General features: G+C 60.1%; 20 protein-coding genes and 2 pseudogenes. 9 read left to right on the top strand and 13 right to left on the bottom strand.

The window, feature by feature from the left end; genetic code table 11:
* Positions 1-157: 157 nt before the first annotated feature.
* From P0D70_RS08120 to P0D70_RS08105, 4 genes are all read right to left on the bottom strand, one after another.
* On the bottom strand, positions 158-1,060 hold the full coding sequence (locus P0D70_RS08120) for a plasmid partitioning protein RepB C-terminal domain-containing protein (protein WP_408184024.1): 903 nt from the start codon (positions 1,058-1,060) through the stop codon (positions 158-160).
* Positions 1,057-1,959, bottom strand: a complete 903-nt coding sequence (locus tag P0D70_RS08115; protein ID WP_408184023.1) for a ParB/RepB/Spo0J family partition protein — start codon at positions 1,957-1,959, stop codon at positions 1,057-1,059. Before P0D70_RS08115 ends, P0D70_RS08120 begins: the two co-directional genes overlap by 4 nt.
* Positions 1,956-3,521: a recombinase family protein gene (locus P0D70_RS08110; protein WP_408184022.1), complete on the bottom strand. Its 1,566-nt coding sequence runs from the start codon at positions 3,519-3,521 to the stop codon at positions 1,956-1,958. Before P0D70_RS08110 ends, P0D70_RS08115 begins: the two co-directional genes overlap by 4 nt.
* Positions 3,522-3,688: 167 nt before the next feature.
* Positions 3,689-4,153: a hypothetical protein gene (locus tag P0D70_RS08105; RefSeq protein WP_408184021.1), complete on the bottom strand. Its 465-nt coding sequence runs from the start codon at positions 4,151-4,153 to the stop codon at positions 3,689-3,691.
* A gap of 903 nt (positions 4,154-5,056) precedes the next feature.
* Between P0D70_RS08105 and P0D70_RS08100 the strand changes: the two genes are divergently transcribed.
* Positions 5,057-5,833 (top strand): DEAD/DEAH box helicase family protein, encoded by a 777-nt coding sequence (locus P0D70_RS08100; RefSeq protein WP_408184020.1) that lies wholly within the window; start codon positions 5,057-5,059, stop codon positions 5,831-5,833.
* Positions 5,834-6,020: 187 nt separating this feature from the next.
* Here P0D70_RS08100 and P0D70_RS08095 read toward each other — a convergent pair whose 3' ends face one another.
* The 4 genes and pseudogenes from P0D70_RS08095 to P0D70_RS08080 all read right to left on the bottom strand — a co-directional run bounded on the left by P0D70_RS08095 (position 6,021) and on the right by P0D70_RS08080 (position 8,749).
* On the bottom strand, positions 6,021-6,389 hold the full coding sequence (locus P0D70_RS08095; protein ID WP_408184061.1) for a plasmid partitioning protein RepB C-terminal domain-containing protein: 369 nt from the start codon (positions 6,387-6,389) through the stop codon (positions 6,021-6,023).
* Positions 6,355-6,555, bottom strand: a pseudogene (locus tag P0D70_RS08090) (ParB N-terminal domain-containing protein); the annotation flags it as partial. The gene P0D70_RS08095 and the pseudogene P0D70_RS08090, both read right to left, overlap by 35 nt.
* Complete coding sequence (locus P0D70_RS08085) at positions 6,552-8,117, bottom strand: recombinase family protein (protein WP_408184019.1); 1,566 nt, start codon at positions 8,115-8,117, stop codon at positions 6,552-6,554. The gene P0D70_RS08085 and the pseudogene P0D70_RS08090, both read right to left, overlap by 4 nt.
* A gap of 167 nt (positions 8,118-8,284) precedes the next feature.
* Entirely contained in the window at positions 8,285-8,749 is a 465-nt protein-coding gene (locus P0D70_RS08080) for a hypothetical protein (RefSeq protein ID WP_408184018.1), read from the bottom strand.
* Between the two features lie 958 nt (positions 8,750-9,707).
* Between P0D70_RS08080 and P0D70_RS08075 the strand changes: the two genes are divergently transcribed.
* Entirely contained in the window at positions 9,708-10,055 is a 348-nt protein-coding gene (locus P0D70_RS08075; RefSeq protein ID WP_408184060.1) for a putative type VI secretion system effector, read from the top strand.
* 24 nt (positions 10,056-10,079) lie between these two features.
* Here the strand turns inward: P0D70_RS08075 and P0D70_RS08070 are convergent.
* A pseudogene (locus P0D70_RS08070) lies at positions 10,080-10,866 on the bottom strand (reverse transcriptase family protein); the annotation flags it as partial.
* A 412-nt stretch (positions 10,867-11,278) separates the two neighbouring features.
* Positions 11,279-12,145: an AraC family transcriptional regulator gene (locus P0D70_RS08065; RefSeq protein ID WP_408184017.1), complete on the bottom strand. Its 867-nt coding sequence runs from the start codon at positions 12,143-12,145 to the stop codon at positions 11,279-11,281.
* Between the two features lie 261 nt (positions 12,146-12,406).
* Between P0D70_RS08065 and eat the strand changes: the two genes are divergently transcribed.
* From eat to eutC, 3 genes are read left to right on the top strand one after another with little or no spacing between them, the layout of a single operon-like run.
* Entirely contained in the window at positions 12,407-13,810 is a 1,404-nt protein-coding gene (eat, locus tag P0D70_RS08060; protein ID WP_408184016.1) for an ethanolamine permease, read from the top strand.
* A 43-nt stretch (positions 13,811-13,853) separates the two neighbouring features.
* A complete protein-coding gene (locus tag P0D70_RS08055; RefSeq protein WP_408184015.1) occupies positions 13,854-15,248 on the top strand; it encodes an ethanolamine ammonia-lyase subunit EutB in 1,395 nt (464 codons plus the stop codon).
* Positions 15,245-16,042, top strand: a complete 798-nt coding sequence (eutC, locus tag P0D70_RS08050; protein ID WP_408184014.1) for an ethanolamine ammonia-lyase subunit EutC — start codon at positions 15,245-15,247, stop codon at positions 16,040-16,042. Before P0D70_RS08055 ends, eutC begins: the two co-directional genes overlap by 4 nt.
* A 16-nt stretch (positions 16,043-16,058) precedes the next feature.
* Here eutC and P0D70_RS08045 read toward each other — a convergent pair whose 3' ends face one another.
* Complete coding sequence (locus P0D70_RS08045) at positions 16,059-16,454, bottom strand: DUF779 domain-containing protein (protein ID WP_091797383.1); 396 nt, start codon at positions 16,452-16,454, stop codon at positions 16,059-16,061.
* Positions 16,455-16,519: 65 nt separating this feature from the next.
* Positions 16,520-18,040 (bottom strand): aldehyde dehydrogenase, encoded by a 1,521-nt coding sequence (gene adh / locus P0D70_RS08040; protein ID WP_408184013.1) that lies wholly within the window; start codon positions 18,038-18,040, stop codon positions 16,520-16,522.
* 326 nt (positions 18,041-18,366) lie between these two features.
* Here adh and P0D70_RS08035 point away from each other — a divergent pair, with 326 nt between their 5' ends.
* Positions 18,367-19,428, top strand: a complete 1,062-nt coding sequence (locus P0D70_RS08035; RefSeq protein WP_408184012.1) for a helix-turn-helix domain-containing protein — start codon at positions 18,367-18,369, stop codon at positions 19,426-19,428.
* A gap of 59 nt (positions 19,429-19,487) precedes the next feature.
* Here P0D70_RS08035 and P0D70_RS08030 read toward each other — a convergent pair whose 3' ends face one another.
* Positions 19,488-21,875, bottom strand: a complete 2,388-nt coding sequence (locus P0D70_RS08030) for a heavy metal translocating P-type ATPase (RefSeq protein ID WP_408184011.1) — start codon at positions 21,873-21,875, stop codon at positions 19,488-19,490.
* 79 nt (positions 21,876-21,954) lie between these two features.
* Between P0D70_RS08030 and cadR the strand changes: the two genes are divergently transcribed.
* From cadR to dbpA, 3 genes are all read left to right on the top strand, one after another.
* A complete protein-coding gene (gene cadR / locus P0D70_RS08025; protein WP_091797368.1) occupies positions 21,955-22,386 on the top strand; it encodes a Cd(II)/Pb(II)-responsive transcriptional regulator in 432 nt (143 codons plus the stop codon).
* Positions 22,387-22,487: 101 nt separating this feature from the next.
* Positions 22,488-22,688, top strand: coding sequence for a hypothetical protein (locus P0D70_RS08020; protein ID WP_091797365.1), 201 nt, complete (start codon positions 22,488-22,490; stop codon positions 22,686-22,688).
* Positions 22,689-22,743: 55 nt separating this feature from the next.
* Positions 22,744-24,147 carry an ATP-dependent RNA helicase DbpA gene (gene dbpA, locus P0D70_RS08015; RefSeq protein WP_408184010.1) on the top strand — a complete coding sequence of 468 codons (1,404 nt, stop codon included), beginning with the start codon at positions 22,744-22,746 and terminating at the stop codon, positions 24,145-24,147.
* The last annotated feature ends 246 nt before the right edge of the window (positions 24,148-24,393 follow it).

The raw sequence follows: 24,393 nt of genomic DNA, 5'->3' as shown, positions 1-24,393 counted from the left end.
CCGGCGCCGTCGTTCGAATGTCAGGTTCTGGGCCATTCACAGCCTATCGCTTTTTTGAAGCTGTTCTCTCACCTAACGTCCTTGCATTTCCGACCCTCGGATTGGGGTTTCGAGGTCGGTTGTAACGCGCTGCATACTTTGGCGAAGCCGGCAGTCGCTAGGTGAGAACACTGAATTGCTGCTGTTCAAGCGAGACTGTCTCGACAATCGTTTCGAACTCGGCCAGCAGGTCGGGCTGACGCTGGCGCATGTATTGGGCGACCAGTTCATTCTCCAGGAGCCTGGCAAGATATCCCTTTGCGAGCACCAGGTTCAGCACATCCTGTCCGTAGGTCTGCTCGACAAGTTTGTATTGCCCCTGCAGATTGCTCATCTCCCGCTCCATCTTCGCCATCTGTTCAGGCGTCACACCGGTAAGCTTTGGCGGCTTCTTTCCATCAACCAGGCGTGATGCGGGTGTTGCGACAAGCAGCGCTTCGGCATAAGGCACGGTCACGTTGTTCGCCGCTATCATCAGTTCGACGCATTCGACCTGCCGCGTCGGCTTCATTTTTCGGATTGCGCGAGCGAGGTCTACAGAGAACTGACGATCTCCCAAGAGTTCGGCGGCTTCAGGACATATGCCCTCCAGCAGCGAAAGCTTCTTGAGGATCATGGACACGTCCATAGCGAGGGCCTTTGCCAGCCTCTCCGGCGACACGCCCCGTTCGACGACGCGCCGGATCATATAGTGCTCCTGGATTGTGGACAGCCGGTTGACGCGATTGTTGTACGTGTAGCTTTCGTCGTCGGTTGCAACCAGGCACGATACCTCGACGAATCCGAGCTTTTGCATCGCAATGAGGCGTAGGTGGCCATCAAGCAGCACATGTTGACCCGTACTCTGGTGTACTGCGGTAACCGACAATGGCTCAATCAGGCCGATCTCCTCGATCGAGGCCTTGATCTGTTTGAACTTGCGGGAATCGATGATCGTCGCCGGCATCTTGCGTGACGGCAGGATGCACACTAAGGGAACAGATAGTGGCTCGGGAATGAAACCGAGCGTTACGCCTGTCATGTGACGCTCCTGTCCGACCAGACGCGCTCGGCAAGATATTTCGGCAATGTTGCCAGCCCCTCTGCACGTAGCAGATTGACGAAGTTTTCATCTGCAAAGATTTGCCGAAGCGCGCCCACGACGAACATGAGCCGCTGCTGCGCAAATTCGGCCTTACGCACCATCGACTTCTGGCGTTCGACTTCATGCTGATAGGTCCGCACCAGGCTCGATGTTGTCACATCTGCGAGCTTGCCCGACATGTTGCGGGCAGCGGAGCGCCCAAGCGTTTTACGTCGCTCGATAATCCGGCGGGCATCCATCAATTGCTTGCCACGTAACTTGCCGGATTCGTAAGCTTCCTGCAGAGCAGCCTGCATTGCCGTGTCGTCATCACCGGCGCTGACAATAGACAGTGCGGCGTTGAGTGGAATCCGTCCCTTCTCCACTGCTATGACCAAGCGCTCTTCACCATGATGCAGTAGCATCAGGATGCCTTGGACATATGACTGCGTGAGCCCCGTTTTTTCCGCGATCACCTTCGACGCGTATCCCTGTTCCTGCAATTGTCGGATGCCGGCGAGGAGTTCGAGCGGCCTGCACTGACGACGCGCAATGTTCTCCGCGAGACTCATGATGAATGCGTCTTCGTCGCTGACGTTCACGACCATCGCCGGTATGGTCGTCTCACCAAGTGAACGGAAAGCCTTCAGGCGACCTTCGCCGCACACAAGCAGATACTTCTCGACGCCATCTGCTGTTGCACGCGGCGTGACCTTGATCGGCTTTTTCAGGCCGATCGCCCTGATGTTACCGACGATTTCGTTGAAGACGCGATTGTTACGTTCACGAGGATTGATGACCTCGATCTGGTCGATCGGAATCATCCGCACTTCGCCCGCCTGTTGCTGCTGGTTCATGCCACCCTCCGGAGACGAGCCCGCTCAGCCATGCCATAGAGATAGTCAAGCGTGTCAAAACGGTAGCTCTCGAACTCAATCCTGTTCTGGTCGGCGAGGCTGATACGCGGCTGGCCGAAATCTAGGCGCGGCAGGAGGTAATAATCGAGCGCCGCGGAATTCGCGTGGTCGAGCCTAACGGCTACGGTAATGTCCGGCAGCAGGCTCGTGTCAAACCGGACCTTCCAGCGATGCCGCCCATTTTCGTGTGTCTGGCAACGCGCGAGAACGAGGCAGGCAGTGAACTCATGGTTGACGGTGAGCATATCTGTGGCTGGATCGCGCAGCACCGTGCCACCGAGATCGGCGATCTTCTTCTCCGTCTGCGCAATGATTTCCGGGTGAAGCTGGCGGAGGAACCGGTTGGTTTCGAGATAGCGGTAGTCGCGACCAGGCGTGAAACCCACGGTCTGGTATGCGCGGATCAGGCTGCCGAATCTGTACATGTAAACGGAGCTTGATGGCATGCCATCAGTTTCGTCGATAACAAGGCCGGACAGGAAACCACGGTTGCGGTAGAGGTTGCGCAGACGCTCGATGAGCTCCTCATTCGAATAGCGCCGGGCGCGCGCCCGCATGATGCCCTGTGCAGTGTAAAACGTCTCACCTGGTACGATAGACTGGAATGCACCTTCCTTCCGGATCCACATGTCCGGAGTATTGACGACGCGCATTTTTTTGAGTTTGAACGACACGCGGTTATAGACGTTATTGCCGATGTATTTCTCGTTGGTCAGTACCTCCCGCACAGTCGCCCGTGTCCATTCGCGGTCGAGATGTGTGCGGACACGCATGCCATTTAACCGGGCCGCAATCTCATATTCGTTCAATGACCCGTCGATAAACCAGTTGTAGATGAGATTGATAATCCGGATTTCGCTCTCGGGCCCTGGCATAAGGATCACCCGATCGGTCTGCAGGCTCTTGTGCTCGCCGCGTTGAAGTTCTCCTTTCATGATCCCGTGCTGATCGATGAGCACACGGCGTAAGCCATATCCAGCCGGTCCGCCCTGCCGGAAGCCCAGCTCGATCAGCCGGCACTGGCCGGCAAACACCTTGGCCGACAATTCCCGGCTGTATTCTCCGGCCATTGCCCGCTTTACTCCTTTCACGATGGTGGATACCGGCGAGCCGTCGTTTTCGAACTGTTCGGCGCAGTAGGCAACCTGGATGCCGACGCGCCGGCAGACATACTCGTAGTACGCACTTTCATCCGCGTCCTGGAATCGCCCCCAGCGACTCACGTCATAGACGAGGATCACGTGAAAATCCGCACGGCCGCTTTCAACGTCCTTGATCAGTTGCTGAAGCGCTTGCCGCCCGTCGATACGCAGACCGCTTTTACCCTCGTCAGCGTAGGTGCGGACTATCTCGAGACCGCGCCGCGCGGCGTACTCCCGGATCCTGTCGCGCTGGTTCTCGGTCGAGTACTGCTGGTGCTCAGTCGACATCCGAACGTATTCGGCCGCCCGTACCGAGGGGGCCTGCGCGACGAGGGTATCGCCTATGTGATCGAGTGACACGGTCCTGCTCCCGCTGCTTCGAATCCTCGCTCCCCTGAGCTTGCGTCTCCGGCATCGCGTCGGGCACGCAGATCGTCACTTTCGAAACGCCAACGCGTCGCAACTGCGGTGGCGTCTGATTCAGAGCGGGTACAAGGCAAAGGTAGCAGGCGTGGCGCGGAAGTCGATCACGTCATCTCTTTGCAATCACGTATTCGTGACCCGTTTGGTGCCGACAGCACGGCGATATGGACGGTGCACGCGTTCATCTTTGCAATGCCCGTTTCGACCGCACGGCGCAGTATGTAGAAGCCTGATGCGAGCGGGTGTAAAGGCGGTGACGCGTCCATGTTTGCAACAGGACTGGAACTTCGTCGCGCATTTCGCTCCCGTTGCATCGCGCAATTGCGCTCCCGATAGGCCGGGTGCGTCGCCCGGTATTGACGCCAGTAGTCCGGGTGACGAGCACGCCAGTTCGATTGGGCCCGCGCCTGGTTATCGCGGTAGTCGGCATCGACGCGAAGTCGGCGCCGTTGCCAGCGGCGCCGGCGTTCACGCTGACAGGCCGCGGCCGAGCAATACCGTTGATTGGGGACCCTCAAAAGGGGATGAAACGGGTTGCCGCAAGCAAGACAAAGCCGGGGCGATTTCATGATGGCGCTCCACGCTGATATCACGAGTAGCACGTCATGCTCGGGGCGAATCCGGTTGGGTGCCTCCGGGCGGTGACGACCCACCCGAGAAGATCTTCCCGCTTTCTACGACCGCTGGTCTTTCTTTCGTGGCCCGCCCTTGTCCCGGCGCACCCGAGCCGGTGAAAAAGTGGTTTTTAATTAGGGTCGCACCCAAACGCTACTACTTTGGCGCGAAAGTAGGCCAGTCGCAGGAACTCGGTCAGACCCGACAAGACGTCTGCGGCGCGGCCTCGCCTAAGTCTTTGATTTTTTTATATGCGCCGTCGCATTAACTGTGGCGCCCTACGTGTCGGGTGCCACAGATAGTGAAAACTGTGCCAGGTAAGTGAAAAACTGCTGCCACAGATAGTGAAAAAATCGGGCAAGTTTCCGCGAGCCTTCGTAGGGCGCCAGAGTAATTGCTACTGGCGCCACAGTTTTGCTACTGGGTGACAGAATTAGTGCTGCTGCCCTATCAGGGGCAGTAGTTGCGGCTGGTGCTATGGCGGTGCGATTGCAGAGTGGCAAAAGATCGAGACCGTGGCATATCATTCGGACTTCGGCCCGGCGCGGATTCTGAATAGGGATGGCGACCTGCTCACTGTGGAGTTGTTCATCTCTCCTTGGGCTCGTCGAACTATTTCCGCCCCGAAGTCTAAGATTTCGCGATTGGTTTTGCAGGAGCAGACCCGCGTTTATTTTCAGCAACGTGGACAATGGCGTGTCGCTCGGGTGCTTGTTGGAGATACTGCGGCGGACGGGGGACACGAATACGAGCTTCAATTGCCCAATCGAGTACGTGCGAGTTACCACGAGCGCGACCTATGGGTCCGGTGTTGGCTGCCGCATGATGATCCTACGAGCGCGCTCGCTTGTGGCGGAATGGAAACGCAGTTTTTCCACGAGCGTCGGGTGGCGCTTGGCAACGAACTGATAGAGCAGCGAGCGGCATGTCGTGGCTTGATCGGCATACTTTCCTCGCGCGTTGAATTGGTGCCGCATCAAGTCGATGTTGCGCGACGAGTACTAGAGGATCCGTTACAACGCTACTTGCTGGCCGATGAGGTTGGCATGGGTAAGACCATAGAAGCGGGCTTTATCGTACGTCAGTACCTGCTCACCGAGTCAGACGGGCGGGTGATGGTGGTGGTCCCGCCTGCTTTACTCGAGCAGTGGCGCCGAGAGTTGCACGACAAGTTCTGCATTGACCAGTTCGCAAACCGCTTGGAACTTCGAGCCAGCGATGATCCCGACCTTGGTGCCACTGTCGCGCCCGGGTTGCTGATAGTGGATGAGGCCCACCATCTTGTGAGCGGTGACGTTCCAAGTTGGCTGGTGTCTTGGTCCTCTGAAGCACAACGCCTACCAGCCGTGACGCGTGTTGGTTTGCCGGTCCAGTACCCGTCCAACATTTGCCACGGACGGTCTGGACGCTCCCGAAAATTTCCCTCGGATTCCGGATGCTTGTTCTTTGTTATGACGGCTGGCGCGCCGAGAGACCGCAGGATATCCAGAAGTTCAGCTGCTGATAAGGTGATGCGCTCCATGCTAACCCCGAAGACTTGGAAGAATTTAGGCGAATCGCACCGCCGCGTGAAACTGCCATCTTCGGTCGATAGGCATCTTCGCGGGTTGCGCGTTCAGTGCAGTCTCTTCTGACCGCGAAAATTGAGCGTACATTGTTAGCGATTTATAGGCTCATGTCGAACGTCCCAAGCTGGGCCGCCTGCTCCCTGTCACCTATGCGGCCCGTTCTCAAAACTAACTCCTTCGAATAGCAGAGGTCGGCCGTCCATTTCGAGGTCTAATGCGACGCCATGCACCGCATTGGCGATCCGAAGAGCAGCTACGTGAGAGCGCTGAATTGCTGCTGTTCAAGCGAAACTGTCTCGACAATCGTTTCGAACTCGGCCATCAGGTCTGGTTGACGCTGCCGCAGGTATTGAGCTACCAGTTCGTTCTCAAGGAGTCTGGCGAGATATCCCTTTGCGAGCACCAGGTTCAGCACATCCTGTCCGTAGGTCTGCTCGACAAGTTTGTATTGGCCCTGTAGGTTGCTCATCTCCCGCTCCATCTTCGCCATCTGTTCAGGCGTCACACCTGTCAGCTTTGGCGGCTTCTTACCGTCAACCAGACGCGCAGCAGGTGTCGCGACGAGCAGCGCTTCGGCGTATGGGGCGGTCGCCGCACACAAGCAGATACTTCTCGACGCCATCTGCTGTTGCACGCGGCGTGACCTTGATCGGTTTCTTCAGGCCAATCGCCCTGATGTTGCCGACGATTTCGTTGAAGACGCGATTATTACGCTCACGAGGATTGATGACCTCGATCTGGTCGACCGGAATCATCCGCACCTCACCGGTTTGTTGCTGCGGGTTCATGCCACCCTCCGGAGACGGGCCCGCTCAGCCATGCCATAGAGATAATCAAGCGTGTCAAAACGGTAGCTCTCGAACTCAATCCTGTTCTGGTCGGCGAGGCTGATGCGCGGCTGGCCGAAATCCAGGCGCGGCAGGAGGTAATAATCGAGCGCCGCAGAATTCGCGTGGTCGAGCCTAACGGCGACAGTAATGTCCGGCAGCAGGCTCGTGTCAAACCGGACCTTCCAGCGATGCCGCCCATTTTCGTGTGTCTGGCAACGCGCGAGAACGAGGCAGGTGGTGAACTCATGATTGACGGTCAGCATATCGGTGGCTGGATCACGCAGCACCGTACCACCGAGATCGGCGATCTTCTTCTCCGTCTGCGCAACGATTTCCGGGTGAAGCTGACGGAGGAACCGGTTGGTTTCGAGATAGCGGTAGTCGCGACCGGGCGTGAAGCCCACGGTCTGGTATGCGCGGATCAGGCTGCCGAATCTGTACATGTAAACGGAGCTTGATGGCATGCCATCAGTTTCGTCGATAACCAGGCCGGATAGGAAACCACGGTTGCGGTACAGGTTGCGCAGACGCTCGATGAGCTCCTCATTCGAATAGCGCCGGGCACGCGCCCGCATGATGCCCTGTGCTGTGTAAAACGTCTCACCTGGTACGATAGACTGGAATGCACCTTCCTTCCGGATCCACATGTCTGGTGTATTGACGACGCGCATTTTCTTGAGTTTGAACGACACGCGGTTGTAGACGTTGTTGCCGATGTATTTCTCGTTGGTCAGTACCTCCCGTACAGTCGCTCGCGTCCATTCCCGGTCGAGATGTGTGCGAACACGCATACCATTTAACCGGGCCGCAATCTCATATTCATTTAATGACCCGTCGATAAACCAGCTGTAGATGAGATTGATAATCCGGATTTCGCTCTCGGGCCCTGGCATGAGGATCACCCGATCGGTCTGCAGGCTCTTGTGCTCGCCTCGCTGAAGTTCTCCTTTCATGATCCCGTGCTGATCGATGAGCACACGGCGTAATCCATATCCAGCCGGCCCCCCCTGCCGGAAGCCGAGCTCGATCAGCCGGCACTGGCCGGCAAACACCTTGGCCGACAATTCCCGGCTGTATTCACCGGCCATCGCCCGCTTCACTCCTTTCACGATGGTGGATACCGGCGAGCCATCGTTTTCGAACTGTTCGGCGCAGTAGGCAACCTGGATGCCGACACGCCGGCAGACATACTCGTAGTACGCGCTTTCGTCCGCGTCCTGGAATCTCCCCCAGCGACTCACGTCATAGACGACGATTACCTGAAAATCCGCACGACCGCTTTCAACGTCCTTGATCAGTTGCTGCAGCGCCTGCCGCCCGTCGATACGCAGACCGCTTTTACCCTCGTCGGCGTAGGTGCGAACGATCTCGAGACCGCGCCGCACGGCGTACTCCCGGATCCTGTCGCGCTGGTTCTCAGTCGAGTACTGCTGGTGCTCAGTCGACATCCGAACGTATTCGGCCGCCCGTACCGAGGGGGTCTGCGCGACGGCGGTATCGCCTATGTGATCGAGTGACACGGTCCTGCTCCCGCTGCTTCGAATCCTCGCTCCCCTGAGCTTGCGCGCCCGGCATCGCGTCGGACACGCAGATCGTCACTTTCGAAACGCAACCGCGTTGCAACTGCGGTGGTGTCTGATTCAGAGCGGGTACAAGGCAAAGGTAGCAGGCGTGGCGCGGAAGTCGATCACGTCATCTCTTTGCAATCACGTATGGGTGGTCCGTTTGGTGCCGACAGCACGGCGATATGGACGGTGCACGCGTTCATCTTTGCAATGCCCGTTTCGACCGCACGGCGCAGTATGTAGAAGCCTGATGCGAGCGGATGTAAAGGCGGTGACGCGTCCATGTTTGCAACTGGACTGGAACTTCGTCGCGCATTCCGGTCCCGTTGCCTCGCGCAATTGCGCTCCCGATAGACCGGGTGCGTCGCGCGGTATTGGCGCCAGTAGTCCGGGTGACGAGCGCGCCATTTGGCCTGCGCCCGCGCCTGGTTGTCGCGATAGTCGGCGTCGCTGCGCAGATGCTGGCGTTGCCAGCGTCGTCGGCGCTCACTCTGACATGCGGGGGCGGAACAGAACCGCTGGCTGGGAACCTGGGGACGCGGCTGGAAAGCGCAGCCGCAAGCGATGCACCGCCGGATCGTATTCATAGCCATGCTCCATGCAACGTTTCCTATTGGAGCATCGGCCGGCAAGCCGTACTATCGAAAAAGTCGTAGCATCGGAATCGCGATGGGCGTACCACGCGCTAGCTAGCGCTACCCCACCACGGTATGACGCGGTCTGTGTCGGTCTGGTGTTTAATAGGGCCGGCGATCCATCGATCCACTGGGATAATTCAATGCGCCGCATGCAAACGAAATTGCTCCGCTTGGCAGGGGCCATTGGTGCAGGGCTATGGCTCATACGCTTGGTCGTTTCAAAAAAGGGGCGCAACGAGGTCGATGCGGCAATGCGAGCGATAGATGAAGCCACTCCTCCTACCGGCCCGCGAAATGCCTCGGCGCATTAATTGCGCCGCTTTCCCTTCATTGGGCCACTTCGGCCCACCGTCAGCTCTTCCGCTGTTGGCCGGCCAAAGTCCTCTCGCTTGATTGCGGTGGCGCTGTTCCACCGGCGTTGCCACTCGCGAAAATGGCATCAGGTCCGACCAGTCGCGCTGATCGCGACCGAGTTCTTGCCCAACGTGGACACAACTGCGTTCTAACAAGGCTGCTGGCGTTGCCGTCCGAGCCAGTACCGGCGCGGCCTTTGCCAAGGGCGCCGAGAATTTTCACTTATTGAGGCACGGCTGCCGAGTTTTTTCACTTTTTGTGACAGGGGCGGCGTCGGGGCATGTCACTTTTAGTGAAAAAGCCCTTTAAATTCAGCAGCGTGTTTTTCACTAATCCTGTCACTCGACATATGCGAACGTCGACATACACGCGAAATAGCCGGTGTTAAAGGTAGCAGGCCTGGCGCGGAAGTCGATCACGTCATCTCTTTGCAATCACGTATGCGTGGCCCGTTTGGTGCCGACAGCACGGCGATATGAACGGTGCACGCGTTCATCTTTGCAATGCCCGTTTCGACGGCACGACGCAATATGTAGAAGCCTGATGCGAGCGGGTGTATGCCCACTACAGGACATCGCTGAAACTGTGGCTGAAAGTTTGTCTGCCTCTCCTTTTATTTATGTACGTTTTAACTGGCGGGATAGCGTTTTTTGATTCTCTGCATAACTGGGCAAATCTGGTCCAGGTATGGATCTTGGGCGGCGCCGGGCTGATGGCGATATTGGGCGTCATTGCCTTCCGGATGTCGCGCAAGCTGATGGGTTTCGTTAGCCTGGCGGAAGGCATTTTCCAGGGCTTTGGTTGGAAGGACGTCAAGGATATTGATTTGCCGGCGATCACTAAGAAGGGCAAAACACCAGGCGAACCAGGTGCACTCGGCATTCTCTACTTTCGATATTGATGGCCAGTCGCGGCACCACTCCACGTTCTCCTCGCTCGCCTCATCCCACTCGATCCGTCCGAGCAGAGTCATCAACTTCGCCTCTCTCTCCGCCTTCACCATCGCAACATGCGCAACCCGTCCCGCAAGATGCGCCCTAAAATCCGCGCGATCATCCCGATTCTGCGACCGCCACCCATGCCCAACGCAATTGGTCAGCACGGCTTTTTCAATGCATCGAACTCCGTCCGCGCCACATTTGCGTGCCTATTCACCACACCCCGGCCAGATGCTGCCGCGCTCCACGCAGCATCACGAGCCTCTTCCTCAGATTGACGGAAAACCCTTCTTCAATAGCAATAGCCGCAACGCGAACAGATAAGCGCTCCACCATCCGCGCGACATTCTCATCGCCGGAAAACGCGAGATCATCGGCATAACGCGTATAAGTCGCCCTGATCGAACGCGCGAGACTCGCAAGTCGAAGATCGAGCCGAAAGGCGCATAGATTCACCACCGCTTTACCCACATGCGGCACGGCAAAGGTCACGATATTCCGGCCACGTCGAAAACCGGGCACAGATCCGTGGGCCGGAATACGGTCGAGCAACCCCGACAACACCTTGCGTTGTAAAGCCCACAGCCGCGGCTTGGGAATCTCGATGATCCGGCACCGACCGTCGCGCTTCTCGATCGCCTTATACGAATAGTGATGAAGCGGCGTCGCAGCACAATGCGCCGGCACGCGCCAACGATCGGCGAACCAGTGCTACTCGTCTGGCTCGATGCCTAGCCACGCAGCTAGATCACCAAGCGTCGGCAATTGCGGCAACGCCACCTCGTGTATCTGACGGTCGCATCGGCCATACCATGTCGAAACTCAACACGCCGAGCGCGAGCCCAGCACCAAGGTTTCGCAACGTCGCGTGCCCTCAACTTATCCACACCCTCCTCTGGACAACTTTTGTACAACCCACCTGACACATTGTGGGCGAAACCTTGATAAAAACGCGATGTCACCAACTCGCACAAAAGTTTTCCCTAGCTCCGTGTTCCTGTTCGCGCACGCTCCGCAGGGTTATCGATTCCGCATCGCCTTGATCCGTAAACGAAGTTTCAGGTTATCCACAGAAGAACGCGAGGCTTGTTAACTATTACTACGTATACATATACAAAGACTATAAAAACCAGAGAGGCACCCGCGCGGCACGCTGCACAAGCGAGCATTGCCGGCAGGTAAACGCTCAAGCCAGCGGTAAACAGATATCCGTAACGAGATCAGCAGGCGCCGTATCCTTCGGGCTATTCAGATACTCCTCGAACACCGGCGCGTCGGCGGCTTCTCGCCCGGATTGCACGAGCCACGTTCCATACAGCCACTCATAAGCCGCACGCATATCGCTATACGGTCCTTGATGTCGCAACACCGCGTACTCACCACCCTTCACATGCGCCACGGAAACCGGCGGACTCACCGTCACGGACGCCTGAACCGGATGCGGCAACAACACTCCAGCCTTAGACCGCAACTCACTCTCCGCAACGACACCCGGATCGTCGTAGTAAACACCGATCATGCGCATCTGCGCCGCGAGCAGATTATGTTTCGCCAGCCAACCGAACAGCGCATCGAACGCTTTGCCGATCTGCATATAAGGGCCAATGTGATCGACCGACAAAACCTCCATCGGCTCCACGTGACGAATCACCACTTCACGCAATGTCATTTGATCGTCTCCTGATAGCACCGGTCGAAACCGGCTATGTGTGCCTTGCTTGCGATACTGTGCCGGCGGCATGCCGAACACAGCGCGAAAGGTGCGGGAAAAAGATTGCAGACTGCTGTAGCCGGAGCGTTCGGCAATCTCCGGAATCGGCATCGAGCCGTTCGCCAGATAGCCGGCCGCGCGATGCAGCCGTAAACGTCGCACGGTGGTGGCGACCGTCTCGCCATACATCGCCTGATAAATCCGGTGCCAGTGATACGGCGAGAGGCAGGCGATTTCCGCCAGACGATCGATATCGAGCGGTTGGTCCAGATGATCGTAAATATGGTCGAGCACGCGGCCGAGCCGTGATTCATAGCGAGCTCGATTACCTGATTCATTCATGGCTGGATCAACGTGAGAGCTGTCGAACGGATGTGCGCCAAAGTATCACGTCCGCGTTTACCAAATCCTGCGAAGTTCACCTGAACTCAGCGGTAAACATACGCTGCAGTTAAGCGCCCGCTGACACCGCCATGCCGCAAAACTTTGCCGAATTTCGATAACACCTCGAATAATGGCTCACTACCATCGGCTGAAACCTGTCCGCCCATGCACCGCAAAGCCTTGCGGGATCGAGCCGGCGGCACCGTCAGGGAGCACCCGATGAAATCAGAGTCCAACAATCAGCATGTCGGCAAAGTCACGCATCACGAGTTGAAGCAGACGCTCGGCACGTGGCAGCTGTGGGGCATCGCGGTCGGCCTCGTCATTTCTGGCGAGTATTTCGGCTGGAGTTATGGCTGGGCAAGCGCCGGCACACTCGGCTTCGTCCTCACGGCGATTTTCATTGCCGCGATGTATACGACGTTCATTTTCAGTTTCACCGAACTCACCACGTCGATTCCGCACGCGGGCGGCCCGTTCGCGTACGCCCGTCACGCTTTCGGTCCGACGGGCGGTTATCTGGCCGGCGCGGCGACGCTGGTGGAGTTCGTGTTTGCGCCGCCGGCCATCGCGCTTGCGATCGGCGCGTACCTGCACGTGCAGTTTCCGGGTCTCGAACCGAAACATGCGGCGATGGGCGCTTATCTCGTGTTCATGGCGCTGAATATCGTCGGCGTGCAGATTGCCGCGGCGTTCGAGCTGTGCGTGACGCTGCTCGCGATCTTCGAGCTGCTCGTTTTCATGGGTGTCGTGTCACCCGGTTTTCAGTGGTCGAACTTCGCGAAGGGAGGCTGGTCGGGTGCCGACACCTTCAGCATGGGTTCGTTTCACGGCATGTTCGCGGCGATTCCGTTCGCGATCTGGTTCTTTCTCGCGATTGAAGGCGTGGCCATGGCCGCCGAAGAAGCCAAGAACCCGAAGCGCTCGATTCCGATCGCCTACGTCGCCGGCATTCTGACGCTGGTGGTGCTTGCCGTCGGCGTGATGGTTTTTGCCGGCGCGGCTGGCGACTGGACCAAGCTGTCGAACATCAACGATCCGCTGCCGCAGGCGATGAAGTTTATCGTCGGCGAACATAGCGGCTGGATGCATATGCTGGTGTGGCTCGGGCTGTTCGGACTGGTCGCGTCGTTTCACGGCATCATCCTCGGCTATTCGCGGCAGATCTTCGCGCTGGCACGCGCCGGCTATCTGCCAGAGTGGCTCTCGAAGGTGCATCCGCGCTTCAAGACGCCGCATCGTGCGATCCTTGCGGGCGGCGTGGTGGGCATCGCGGCGATCTACAGCGACGAGCTGATCCAGTTCGGCGGCCAGACGCTGACAGCGAACATCGTGACGATGTCGGTATTTGGCGCTATCGTGATGTATATCATCAGCATGTTGTCGCTGTTCAAGCTGCGTCGCACCGAGCCGAACATGGAGCGCCCGTTCCGCGCGCCGCTGTTTCCGGTTTTTCCGGCGTTCGCGCTGGTGGCCGCGGTGATTTGTCTGGCAACCATGGTCTACTTCAATTTTCTGGTGGCGGTCGTGTTCGCAATCTTTCTCGCGCTGGGCTACGTCTACTTCCTGTTGACGCGGCATCAACGCGAAGCCGCGCCGGCGGACGCGTTGCTCGAGGAATGACGGATCGAGCCGCTGCTCGAGCAGCGGCGATGGAGTCGTAAAGATGAGCTACACCGAGACGATCGGCAGCCGCACCTACCGCTTTGCCGATCTGAAGACACTGATGGCGAAAGCCAGTCCGCAGCGTTCCGGCGACCAGCTCGCGGGCGTGGCGGCGGCGAGCGAGGAAGAACGCGTCGCCGCCAAGATGGCGCTCGCGCAATTGCCGCTGCGCACCTTCCTCAACGAAGCGTTGATCCCCTACGAAAGCGACGAAGTCACGCGCCTCGTGATCGACGATCACTCGCCGCAGGCATTCGCCGAAATCGCGCATCTCACGGTGGGCGATTTTCGCAACTGGTTGCTGAGCAGCACGACCAATGCCGACGCGCTCACGCGTATCGCCGCGGGTCTCACGCCGGAGATGGTCGCAGCGGTGTCCAAACTGATGCGCAATCAGGATCTGATTGCGGTAGCGCGTAAACGTCCGGTGATTACACGCTTTCGTAACACGGTCGGCTTGCCGGGCCACATGTCGGTGCGCTTGCAACCGAATCATCCGACCGACGACGTCAAAGGCATTGCCGCCTCGATGCTCGACGGCCTGATGTACGGCTGCGGCGACGCGATGATCGGCATCAATCCGGCCAGCGACAATCTCGCCGCGATCACCAAGCTGCTGCTGATGATCGACGACTTCCGTCAACGCTATCAGGTGCCGACGCAATCGTGCGTGCTGACCCACGTCACCAATACGATTGCCGCGATCGAAAAAGGCGCGCCCGTCGATCTGGTGTTTCAGTCGATTGCCGGCACGGAGAAAGCGAACGCGGGCTTCGGCATTTCTCTCGCGCTGCTGCAGGAAGCGTATGAAGCGGGCCTTTCGCTCAAGCGCGGCACGGTCGGCAACAATCTGATGTACTTCGAAACGGGTCAGGGCAGCGCGTTGTCGGCAGATGCGCATTTCGGTGTGGATCAGCAAACTTGCGAAGTGCGCGCGTATGCGGTCGCGCGCAAGTTCAATCCGTTCCTTGTGAACACTGTGGTCGGTTTTATCGGACCGGAATATCTCTACGACGGTAAACAGATCACGCGCGCCGGTCTCGAAGATCATTTCTGCGGCAAACTGCTCGGCGTGCCGATGGGTTGCGACATCTGCTACACGAACCATGCCGAAGCCGATCAGGACGACATGGACAATCTGCTCACGCTGCTCGGCGTAGCGGGCATCAACTTCATCATGGGCATTCCAGGCGCTGACGACGTCATGCTCAATTATCAAAGCACGTCTTTCCACGACGCACTTTACGTGCGTGAGGTACTCGGCTTGCGCCGCGCGCCGGAGTTCGAAGAATGGCTGGAGTCGATGCAGATCACCGACTCGCGCGGTGCCTTGCTCAGTGCATCGGCACAACAACCGCTGCTGGAAGGCGCGCCTGACTGGATGGGCATTGCATGAGCGACTTCCTCGAAAAGAATCCATGGAACGCGCTGCGGCAGTTTACCAATGCACGCATCGCGCTGGGCCGCGCGGGCAATAGCCTACCGACTGCGCCGCTATTGGCGTTCAATCTGTCGCACGCGCAGGCGCGTGATGCCGTGCATCATCCGCTCGATACGGACGTGTTGCACGAGCAACTGCGCGCGCAAAACTTCAACACGCTCGACGTGCATAGCGCCGCGCCCGATCGCGAGCATTATTTACGGCGTCCCGATCTCGGCCGACGTTTATCGGAAGCGAGTCGCGTAGCGCTGGCGGCTGTCCCCGACGATTCGCCCGAGGTGGTCTTTGTCATCGGCGACGGTCTTTCGGCGTTCGCCGCGTCGAAGCAAGCTCTTCCGCTGCTGCAAGCGGTCGTTCCACGTCTCGCGGATTGGAAGATTGGCCCGGTCGTGGTCGCGCGTCAGGCGCGCGTTGCGCTGGGTGATGAGATCGGCGAATTGCTGAATGCCAAGCTGGTGGTGATGCTGATCGGTGAGCGACCGGGTTTGAGTTCGCCCGATAGCCTCGGCATCTATCTCACGTACGCGCCGAGGGTCGGCTGCAGCGACGCGCAACGCAACTGTATTTCGAACGTGCGCCCTGAAGGACTCGACTATCCTTTGGCCGCACACAAACTGCACTATCTGCTGACGCACGCAAGGCGTCTGGGTCTCACCGGCGTCGGCCTGAAAGACGACAGCGATGCGCTGCTGGCAGAGACACCAGCAGCACCCTCGATCAGCGACGATTCAAACCCTGGCACCGCATAACAGATCGCACGCAGGATCAAGCATCGGCCCGCTGCACCGGATGCGTTTCGAGCCACGCGTTCTCGTCGTCTTCGAAAAGACGGGAGCGCGTCAGGAAACGTAAACCGCTCGGCCGCTCCAGCGAAAACATTCCGCCGTTGCCCGGCACCACGTCGATGATCAACTGCGTGTGCTGCCAGTATTCGAATTGCGATTCGCTCATGTAGAACGGCACGTTCGCAATCGTGCCGAGTTTCACGTCGGACGAGCCGACCATAAACTCGCTTTGCGGAAACATCATCGGCGCGCTGCCGTCGCAGCATCCGCCGGATTGATGGAACAGCACGGCCCCGTGCTCGGCGCGCAACTTGTCGATCAACTCGACGGCAGCCGGCGTTGCGATTACGCGGGCGACTTCCTTCTTATCAGCCATCACATGCCCTTGCAAAAAAGAGAGCGAGCCGCACAGTGCGGCTCGCCCGAACAGGAGCGCGGTGCTTAGAAGAAACCGAGCGGCTTGTCGCTATAGCTGACCAGCAGATTCTTGGTCTGTTGATAATGGTCGAGCATCATTTTGTGATTCTCGCGGCCAATACCCGACTGCTTGTAGCCGCCGAACGCCGCATGCGCCGGATAAGCGTGGTAGCAGTTCGTCCACACGCGGCCCGCCTGGATCTGGCGGCCGAAGCGATAGGCGCGCGTGCCGTCGCGCGTCCACACGCCGGCGCCGAGACCGTAGAGCGTATCGTTGGCAATCTCGAGCGCTTCTTCTTCCGTCTTGAACGTCGTGACCGACACGACCGGCCCGAAGATCTCTTCCTGGAAGATGCGCATCTTGTTGTTGCCGCGGAAGACGGTCGGCTTTACGTAGTAGCCTTTGCTCAACTCACCGCCAAGCGTATTGCGTTCACCGCCAATCAGACATTCGGCGCCTTCCTGTTTGCCGAGGTCCACATACGAGAGGATTTTTTCCAGCTGCTCCTGCGAAGCCTGCGCACCGATCATCGTCTTGGTATCGAGCGGATGCCCTTGCGTAATCGCGGCGACACGCTTGAGCGCACGTTCCATGAAGCGGTCGTAGATCTTTTCATCGATCAACACGCGCGACGGACAGGTACACACTTCGCCCTGATTCAGCGCGAACATCGTGAAGCCTTCGAGCGCTTTGTCGAAATAGCTGTCGTCCTCGCTCATCACGTCCGCGAAGAAAATATTCGGGCTCTTGCCGCCGAGTTCGAGTGTGACGGGAATGATGTTCTGGCTCGCGTACTGCATGATCAGGCGGCCGGTCGTGGTCTCACCGGTAAACGCGATCTTGGCGATGCGCTTGCTGGAGGCGAGCGGCTTGCCGGCTTCAAGACCGAAGCCGTTCACCACGTTCAGCACACCCGCGGGCAGCAGGTCCTGAATTATCTCGACCAGCACGAGAATCGAAGCGGGCGTTTGCTCGGCAGGCTTGAGCACCACACAGTTGCCGGCGGCAAGCGCGGGCGCGAGTTTCCACACCGCCATCAGGATCGGGAAATTCCACGGAATGATCTGGCCGACCACGCCGAGCGGTTCATGGAAGTGATAAGCGACCGTGTCGTGGTCGATCTCGGAGAGCGAGCCTTCCTGCGCGCGCGCGGCGCCGGCGAAATAGCGAAAGTGATCGATGGCGAGCGGAATGTCCGCAGCCATGGTTTCGCGCAACGGCTTGCCGTTGTCGATCGTCTCGGCTACGGCGAGACGCTGCAGGTTCGCTTCCATCCGGTCGGCAATGCGGATCAGGATATTCGCGCGATCCGCGGCCGAGGTTTTGCCCCACGCCGTTTTCGCACGATGCGCGGCATCGAGTGCGAGTTCGACGTCGGCTTCACGCGAACGCGGAATCGACGTGAACGCCTCGCCGGTGATCGGCGACACATTGTCGAAATACTCGCCACCCACGGGTTTCACCCACTCGCCGCCGATAAAGTTCGCATACTGCTTTTTGAACGGGTATTCGGTGGTCAGAAATTGCATCTCTGCATGGTTCATCTGTGTGCTCCTCACATGTTTGAATGGGCTATATTCGGCGCGATATTTCGCTTGGCCGCCTCAGGGTAGAGCCAGAAGCGTGCCAATGCACCGCGCTGGTGACCCATGCACACGCGGCAGGCACTAGCGCACGGCATGGCGCACGAGATTGTTCAGTCGCTATCAAGGGGGCGTCACAATTTTGAGCAATGCACGCAGTGCTGTTCATCCATTGAACAGTGGGCCTGTGGGCTGGCGGTACGATTCGAGTGGCGAGGCGTCGGAGTCGTTCGGCATGGGAATTGCCTTTCCCTGTCACCCTCATGTCCCGTTTGCGCAGATCCGGTATGACGATCGACACTTTCCGCGATAGCCTGGCCGCTTCGGTGCTCACGCCGCAGCCGAGCTTCTGCGTGCAGACCCGCGTCGCCCATGATGCCGACGAGCAGGCGCGCAATCTTCATGGCTGGAGCCAGACCTACGACCAGTTGACGGCGGGGTGTTTTGTCGGCGGCCTGACGGAGCTGTGTCTCGACCACATGCAGGTGTTCGTCGAAACGACCAGCCATACGCTGCGGCAAACCTGCGAAGTGCAAAAGGACGCCTACTGGTTTGGCATTCCGACTTGCCCTGCCGGTTCTGGCCGCATCGACGCGCAAGTGATTGCCGGCGACGCGCTCGCGTTCCGTCCGGGCGGAATCGAATTTGAGCTGCTGACCTCCGCGGGTTACGAGATTTTTGGTGTGGTGGTCAAAGGGGAGGTGCTGCGCCGTTACGCGGAGCAAGTGGAGCGCATCGGTCTGGCCGACCCCGTGCCGAATACGCAGGTCGTGCCGATCGGCATGGCGCGCAAGGAACAGTTGTGCGCCACGCTGCGTCAGTTGCTCGACGATGGCGCCGTGCGCGGCACGCCGCTGTCTTCGGTTGCCCGCAATAATCTGCAGGCCGCGGTGCTGGCTTCGCTGTTCGACGTCGGTGCGTTGCCCGCTTTGGAGTCAGCTTCGGAGCAGGTTGTGATGCCGACGCGGCCGCGTCGGCAGTCGATCGTGTCGGAAGCGCGCGACTATGTGCTGTTCAATCGCGACCGCGCGGTGAGCGTGCCGGAGTTGTGCGAGCAGTTGCATGTCAGCCGGCGCACGCTGCAATACTGTTTTCAGGACGTGCTCGGCATGGCGCCCGCCACGTATCTGCGCGCGATTCGCCTGAATGGCGCGCGGCGCGATCTGTCGAGCGCATCGCGCGAATCGCGCTCGGTGCAGGACGTCGCGGCGGCGTGGGGCTTCTGGCACCTGAGCCAGTTCGCGACCGATTACCGGAAGCTGTTCGGCATGCGGCCGTCGGATACGTTGAAGGCGGCGATCGGCGCTCACGCGGAGACGGCCGGCGCGGTGAACGCGGTCGCGCACTGACCTTGGCCGGCTGCAAGCGCCGTGCGCTGCACCGCAGCCGCAAAAAACTCGCTACGCCGTCACTTGCGCAACAGCCGCAACCCGTTCGCGACCACCAGCAGGCTCGCGCCGACATCGGCGAAAACGGCCATCCACATCGTGCCGAGGCCGATCACGGTCAACACGAGGAACACGCTCTTGATGCCCAATGCAAGCGTGATGTTCTGCACCAACACCGAATGCGTCGCCTTCGACAGGCGAATGAATGCCGGAATTTTGCGCAGGTCGTCGTCCATCAAAGCGACGTCGGCGGTTTCGATTGCCGTGTCGGTGCCCATCGCGCCCATCGCGAAGCCGATGTCGGCGCGTGCCAGCGCGGGCGCGTCGTTGATGCCGTCGCCGACCATGCCGACTGTCGCGTGATCGCTCGACCACTGCGCGACCGCGTTGAGCTTGTCTTCCGGCAACTGATTGCCGCGCGCTTCGTCGATACCGACCTGCTGCGCGATCGCGGCGGCGGTGTGCGGGTTGTCGCCGGTCAGCATCGCCGTGCTCACGCCGAGGCGCTGCAATTCGGCGATGGCGGCGCGGCTCGTCTCCTTCACCGTATCGGCGACCGCGAACAGGGCCAGCACGCGTTCGGCGTCCGCCAGCATCACCACGGTCTTGCCCTGACGTTCAAGCCCGTCGAGCCGTGATTCGAGCGACGCCGAGCAGCGTCCGAGTTCTTCGACCAGCCGATGATTGCCGAGCCAGTAGGGCAAGCCGTCGATCTCGCCGCGCACGCCGCGTCCCGCGAGCGCCTCGAAGGCGTCGACCGTCAGATGGCTGACGCCGTCGGCCTTCGCGGCCGCCGCAAGCGCCATGGATACCGGATGATCCGAGCGTCCCGCGAGGCTCGCCGCAAGCGCGCGGCAACGGACCGCGTCGACCTCGGCAAGTATCTCGAACTCGGTTTGCACGGGCTTGCCGTGGGTGAGCGTGCCGGTTTTGTCGAGCGCGAGCCGGGTCAGCTTGCGGCCCCGTTCGAGAAATGCGCCGCCCTTGATCAGAATGCCTTTGCGGGCGGCCGCGGCGAGACCGCTGACGATCGTCACCGGCGTCGAGATCACGAGCGCGCACGGGCACGCGATCACCAGCATCACCAGCGCCTTGTAGATCCACGCTTGCCACGATCCGCCGAAGAGAAGCGGCGGCACGATGGCCACGGCGAGCGCGACGGCGAACACGATCGGCGTATACACGCGGGCGAACTGATCGACGAAGCGCTGCGTCGGCGCCTTGGTGGCCTGCGCTTCTTCGACTGCATGGATGATGCGGGCGAGCGTCGTGTTGCCGGCGGCGACGCTGACGCGATAGTCGAACGAGCCGGTCTGGTTGATCGTGCCGGCGAACACCGCGTCGCCCGTCTCCTTGTCGACCGGCAGGCTTTCGCCGGTGATCGGCGCCTGATTCACACTCGAGCGGCCCGCCACGATCTCGCCGTCGAGCGCGATCCGCTCGCCCGGCTTTACGCGGACCACGGCGCCGGGCGCAATCGCCTTGAGGTCGATGGACCGCCAGCTGCCGTCGGGCTGTTGCACGCTGGCCTGGTCGGGCGTGAGTTGCATCAGGCCCTGGATCGCATTGCGGGCGCGGTCGAGCGACTTCGCCTCGATCAGTTCGGCGATGGTGAAGAGCACCATCACCATGGCGGCTTCCGGCCATTGCCGCAGGATCAGCGCGCCGGTCACCGCGATGCTCATCAGCGCGTTGATGTTCAGGTTGCCGTTGCGGATCGCAAGCCAGCCCTTCCTGTACGTCGTGAGGCCGCAGGAGAGGATGGCGACGATCGCCAGAGCCGCAGACACCCAGACCGGCGTGCCGAGCCAGCCTGCGGCCTCTGAGCCGGCCGCGGCCACACCTGCGAGCACCAGCGGCCACCACGGTTTGGGCGGCGCGTGCGGCGCGGCGGTGGCCGGTGCGTGCGGATCGGCGTCCGCCAGTTCCGGCGTGAAATCGAGCGAACGGAGCGCGGCGAGGATCGAGTCGAGCGCCTCGGGCGCGTGGACCACCGTCAAGACCCGCTGCATCAGGTTGAAGTCCATGCTGCGCACGTGCGGCATGCGGCTGAATTTCTTGCGGATCAGCGCTTCTTCGGTTGGGCAATCCATCTGCATGATGCGGATGGCGGTGCGCAGGTCGCTGCCGACGGCTTCCGGTTGCGGCAGCCGGACCGGTGCCGACGCGGCTCCCGCCGTCGCGCAACAAGGTGTGTCGGCGGGACTGTGAGCGTGGCGATGGTGGCCGTGGTCGTTGCAGAGATCGTGGTCACCGTCATGGTCATGAGCGTGGTCTTCGTGGCCATGGTCGCACTTCGCGCCGTGACCATGAGCCGGTTCGTGCGCATGGGCATGGCCGTCGTGGCCGTCGGTGCAGGCTTTCACCCGTTCCAGTCGGTCGGTTTCGGCATGGTTGGCTTGAGGCATGGTGGCTTCCTGGTTCGATTTGTGGTCTAGTAAACACCTTGAAGCCACTACAAGGTCAAGGCCGCCATCCGGAGGGTCCATGAAAATCGGCGAATTGGCGAAAATCGCCCATTGCACGACCGAAACCATCCGTTTCTACGAGAAAGAGAGCCTGTTGCCGGAAGCGGAGCGCACCGAGGCCAATTACCGCAGTTACACGGCAAAGCACGTCGAACGGCTGCGTTTCATCCGTAATTGCCGCGCGCTCGACATGACGCACGACGAAATCCGTGCGTTGCTGCGTCTGACGGACGCGCCGGCCACCGGCTGCGGCGGCATCAATGCCTTGATCGACGAGCACATTGCGCACGTCGATACCCGCATCGACGAACTGAAGCAGCTCAAAGTGCAATTGACCACCTTGCGCGAGCAATGCCACGGCGAACAGGCCGTGGAAGATTGCGGCATCGTGCACGGGCTCAACGAAATGGATGTGAGCGCGCCGCGTGCGCGGCATACGCACCTGGGTTGATAGCTTTCGGCCGTCGTCACCTCGACGGCCGCGACCCATTCACGGCCGGGCCGCTGGTGCGGCCTGCCGGATCAACAATCGAATCCAGTTGGAGAAGCAACGTGTTTACCTGTAGAAATCAATCCTGCGAAGCCCAGTGGGAGCAATCGGACGTCGTCATCAAGAACGAAGGGCAGGGCCTCCTGTTCCGTTGCCCGATGTGCGGCGCGCGCAATTACGTCGAGCGTTTCGACGGGGACGACGGCTCGGTGTTGTACGAGCAGATCGAAGGCCGTCCCGCCCCCGGCCCCATGGCCGAATAGTTTTTGCCTTCAGCAGCCTCTTGCCGACTCCAGCCGATTGCGAGCCATCACACCTATGAACAGTCCCACCACCGCCGGCGCGCCGTTTAGCCAGCTACCGCTGCCGCCCGCGACGCTCGCCAACCTGACCCAGCTCGGTTACGTCGAGATGACGCCGATTCAGGCCGCGAGCCTGCCTATCGCGCTCGCCGGCCACGATCTGATCGCCCAGGCGAAAACCGGCAGCGGCAAAACCGCGGCGTTTTCGCTGGCGCTGCTGGCGCGCCTCGACGCGCGCAACTTCGCCGTGCAAGCCATGGTGCTGTGCCCGACGCGCGAACTTGCCGATCAGGTCACGCAGGAAATCCGGCGCCTTGCGCGCGCCGAAGAAAACATCAAGGTGCTGACGTTGTGCGGCGGCACGCCCATGCGTCCGCAAACGGCGAGTCTCGAACACGGCGCGCACATCGTGGTCGGCACGCCGGGCCGCATCATGGATCACCTGGAGCGCGGGAGCCTGCCGATGCAGTCGCTCAACACGCTGGTGCTCGACGAAGCGGACCGCATGCTCGACATGGGATTCTTCGACGATATCGCGACCGTCGTGAAGCAGTGCCCGAAGGAACGGCAAACGCTGCTGTTCTCGGCGACGTATCCCGAAGGCATTGTCAAACTGAGCCAGCAATTCCTGCGTAATCCGAAGGAAGTCAAACTCGCCGAGCGGCATGACAACACCAAGATCCGTCAGCGCTTCTATGAAGTGACCGAAGACGGGCGTCTGCACGCGGTCGGTCTGCTGCTGAACCACTATCGCCCGGTGAGCACGCTGGCGTTCTGCAATACCAAGCAGCAATGCCGCGATCTGCTCGACGTGCTGCGCGCGCAGGGATTTCATGCGCTCGCGCTGCATGGCGAACTCGACCAGCGTGAACGCGATCAGGTGCTGATCCAGTTCGCCAATCGCAGTTGCTCGGTGCTGGTAGCGACGGATGTCGCCGCGCGCGGTCTCGACATCGCGCAGCTCGAAGCGGTGATCAACGTCGACGTGACGCCGGATCCGGAAGTGCACGTGCACCGCATCGGCCGCACGGGCCGCGCCGATCAGGATGGCTGGGCGCTGAGTCTCGCGAGCATGAACGAGATGGGCCGCGTCGGCAGTCTCGAACAGGCGCAAAAGCGCGAGGTCGAGTGGCACAAGCTGTCCGAACTGACAGCGGCGAGCAACGAGCGACTGTTGCCGCCCATGGAAACGTTGCAGATTCTCGGTGGCCGCAAGGAAAAAATCCGCCCCGGCGACGTGCTCGGCGCGCTGACCGGCGAGGCGGGTTTTGCCGGCTCGCAGATCGGCAAGATCAACGTGACGGAAATGTCCACCTACGTGGCGGTGGAGCGCAGTATCGCGCGCGATGCGTTGCGCAAGCTCAGCGCCGGCAAGGTGAAGGGCAAAAAAGTCAAAGTCCGCCTGATGGACGACGCCTGATGGACGACGCCTAAGGCAACGCCGGCCGCGAGCGCTCCGCTCGTGGCCGGGCGCATCACATTACGTCATACCTCTGCAGTTTCACGCGTTCTTCACGCGACCTCGTTTCTTCCCCGAAAGCACCGATGTGTCTGGCTTCGCCCATGGCGGCGCGGGTCCGCGTCAGCCATGACGTAAACGCATGCGGCGCATGACAAAGTTTCGATTGTGACGGTTCTTTGGCTGATGCCTAATCACCACACCAGA

It is taken from the genome of Paraburkholderia sp. RL17-381-BIF-C (assembly GCF_046026435.1).
Classification (GTDB): Bacteria; Pseudomonadota; Gammaproteobacteria; order Burkholderiales; family Burkholderiaceae; genus Paraburkholderia.
Note: the sequence above shows the minus strand (reverse complement) of the source record. Positions and strands in the feature narration are given on the sequence as shown.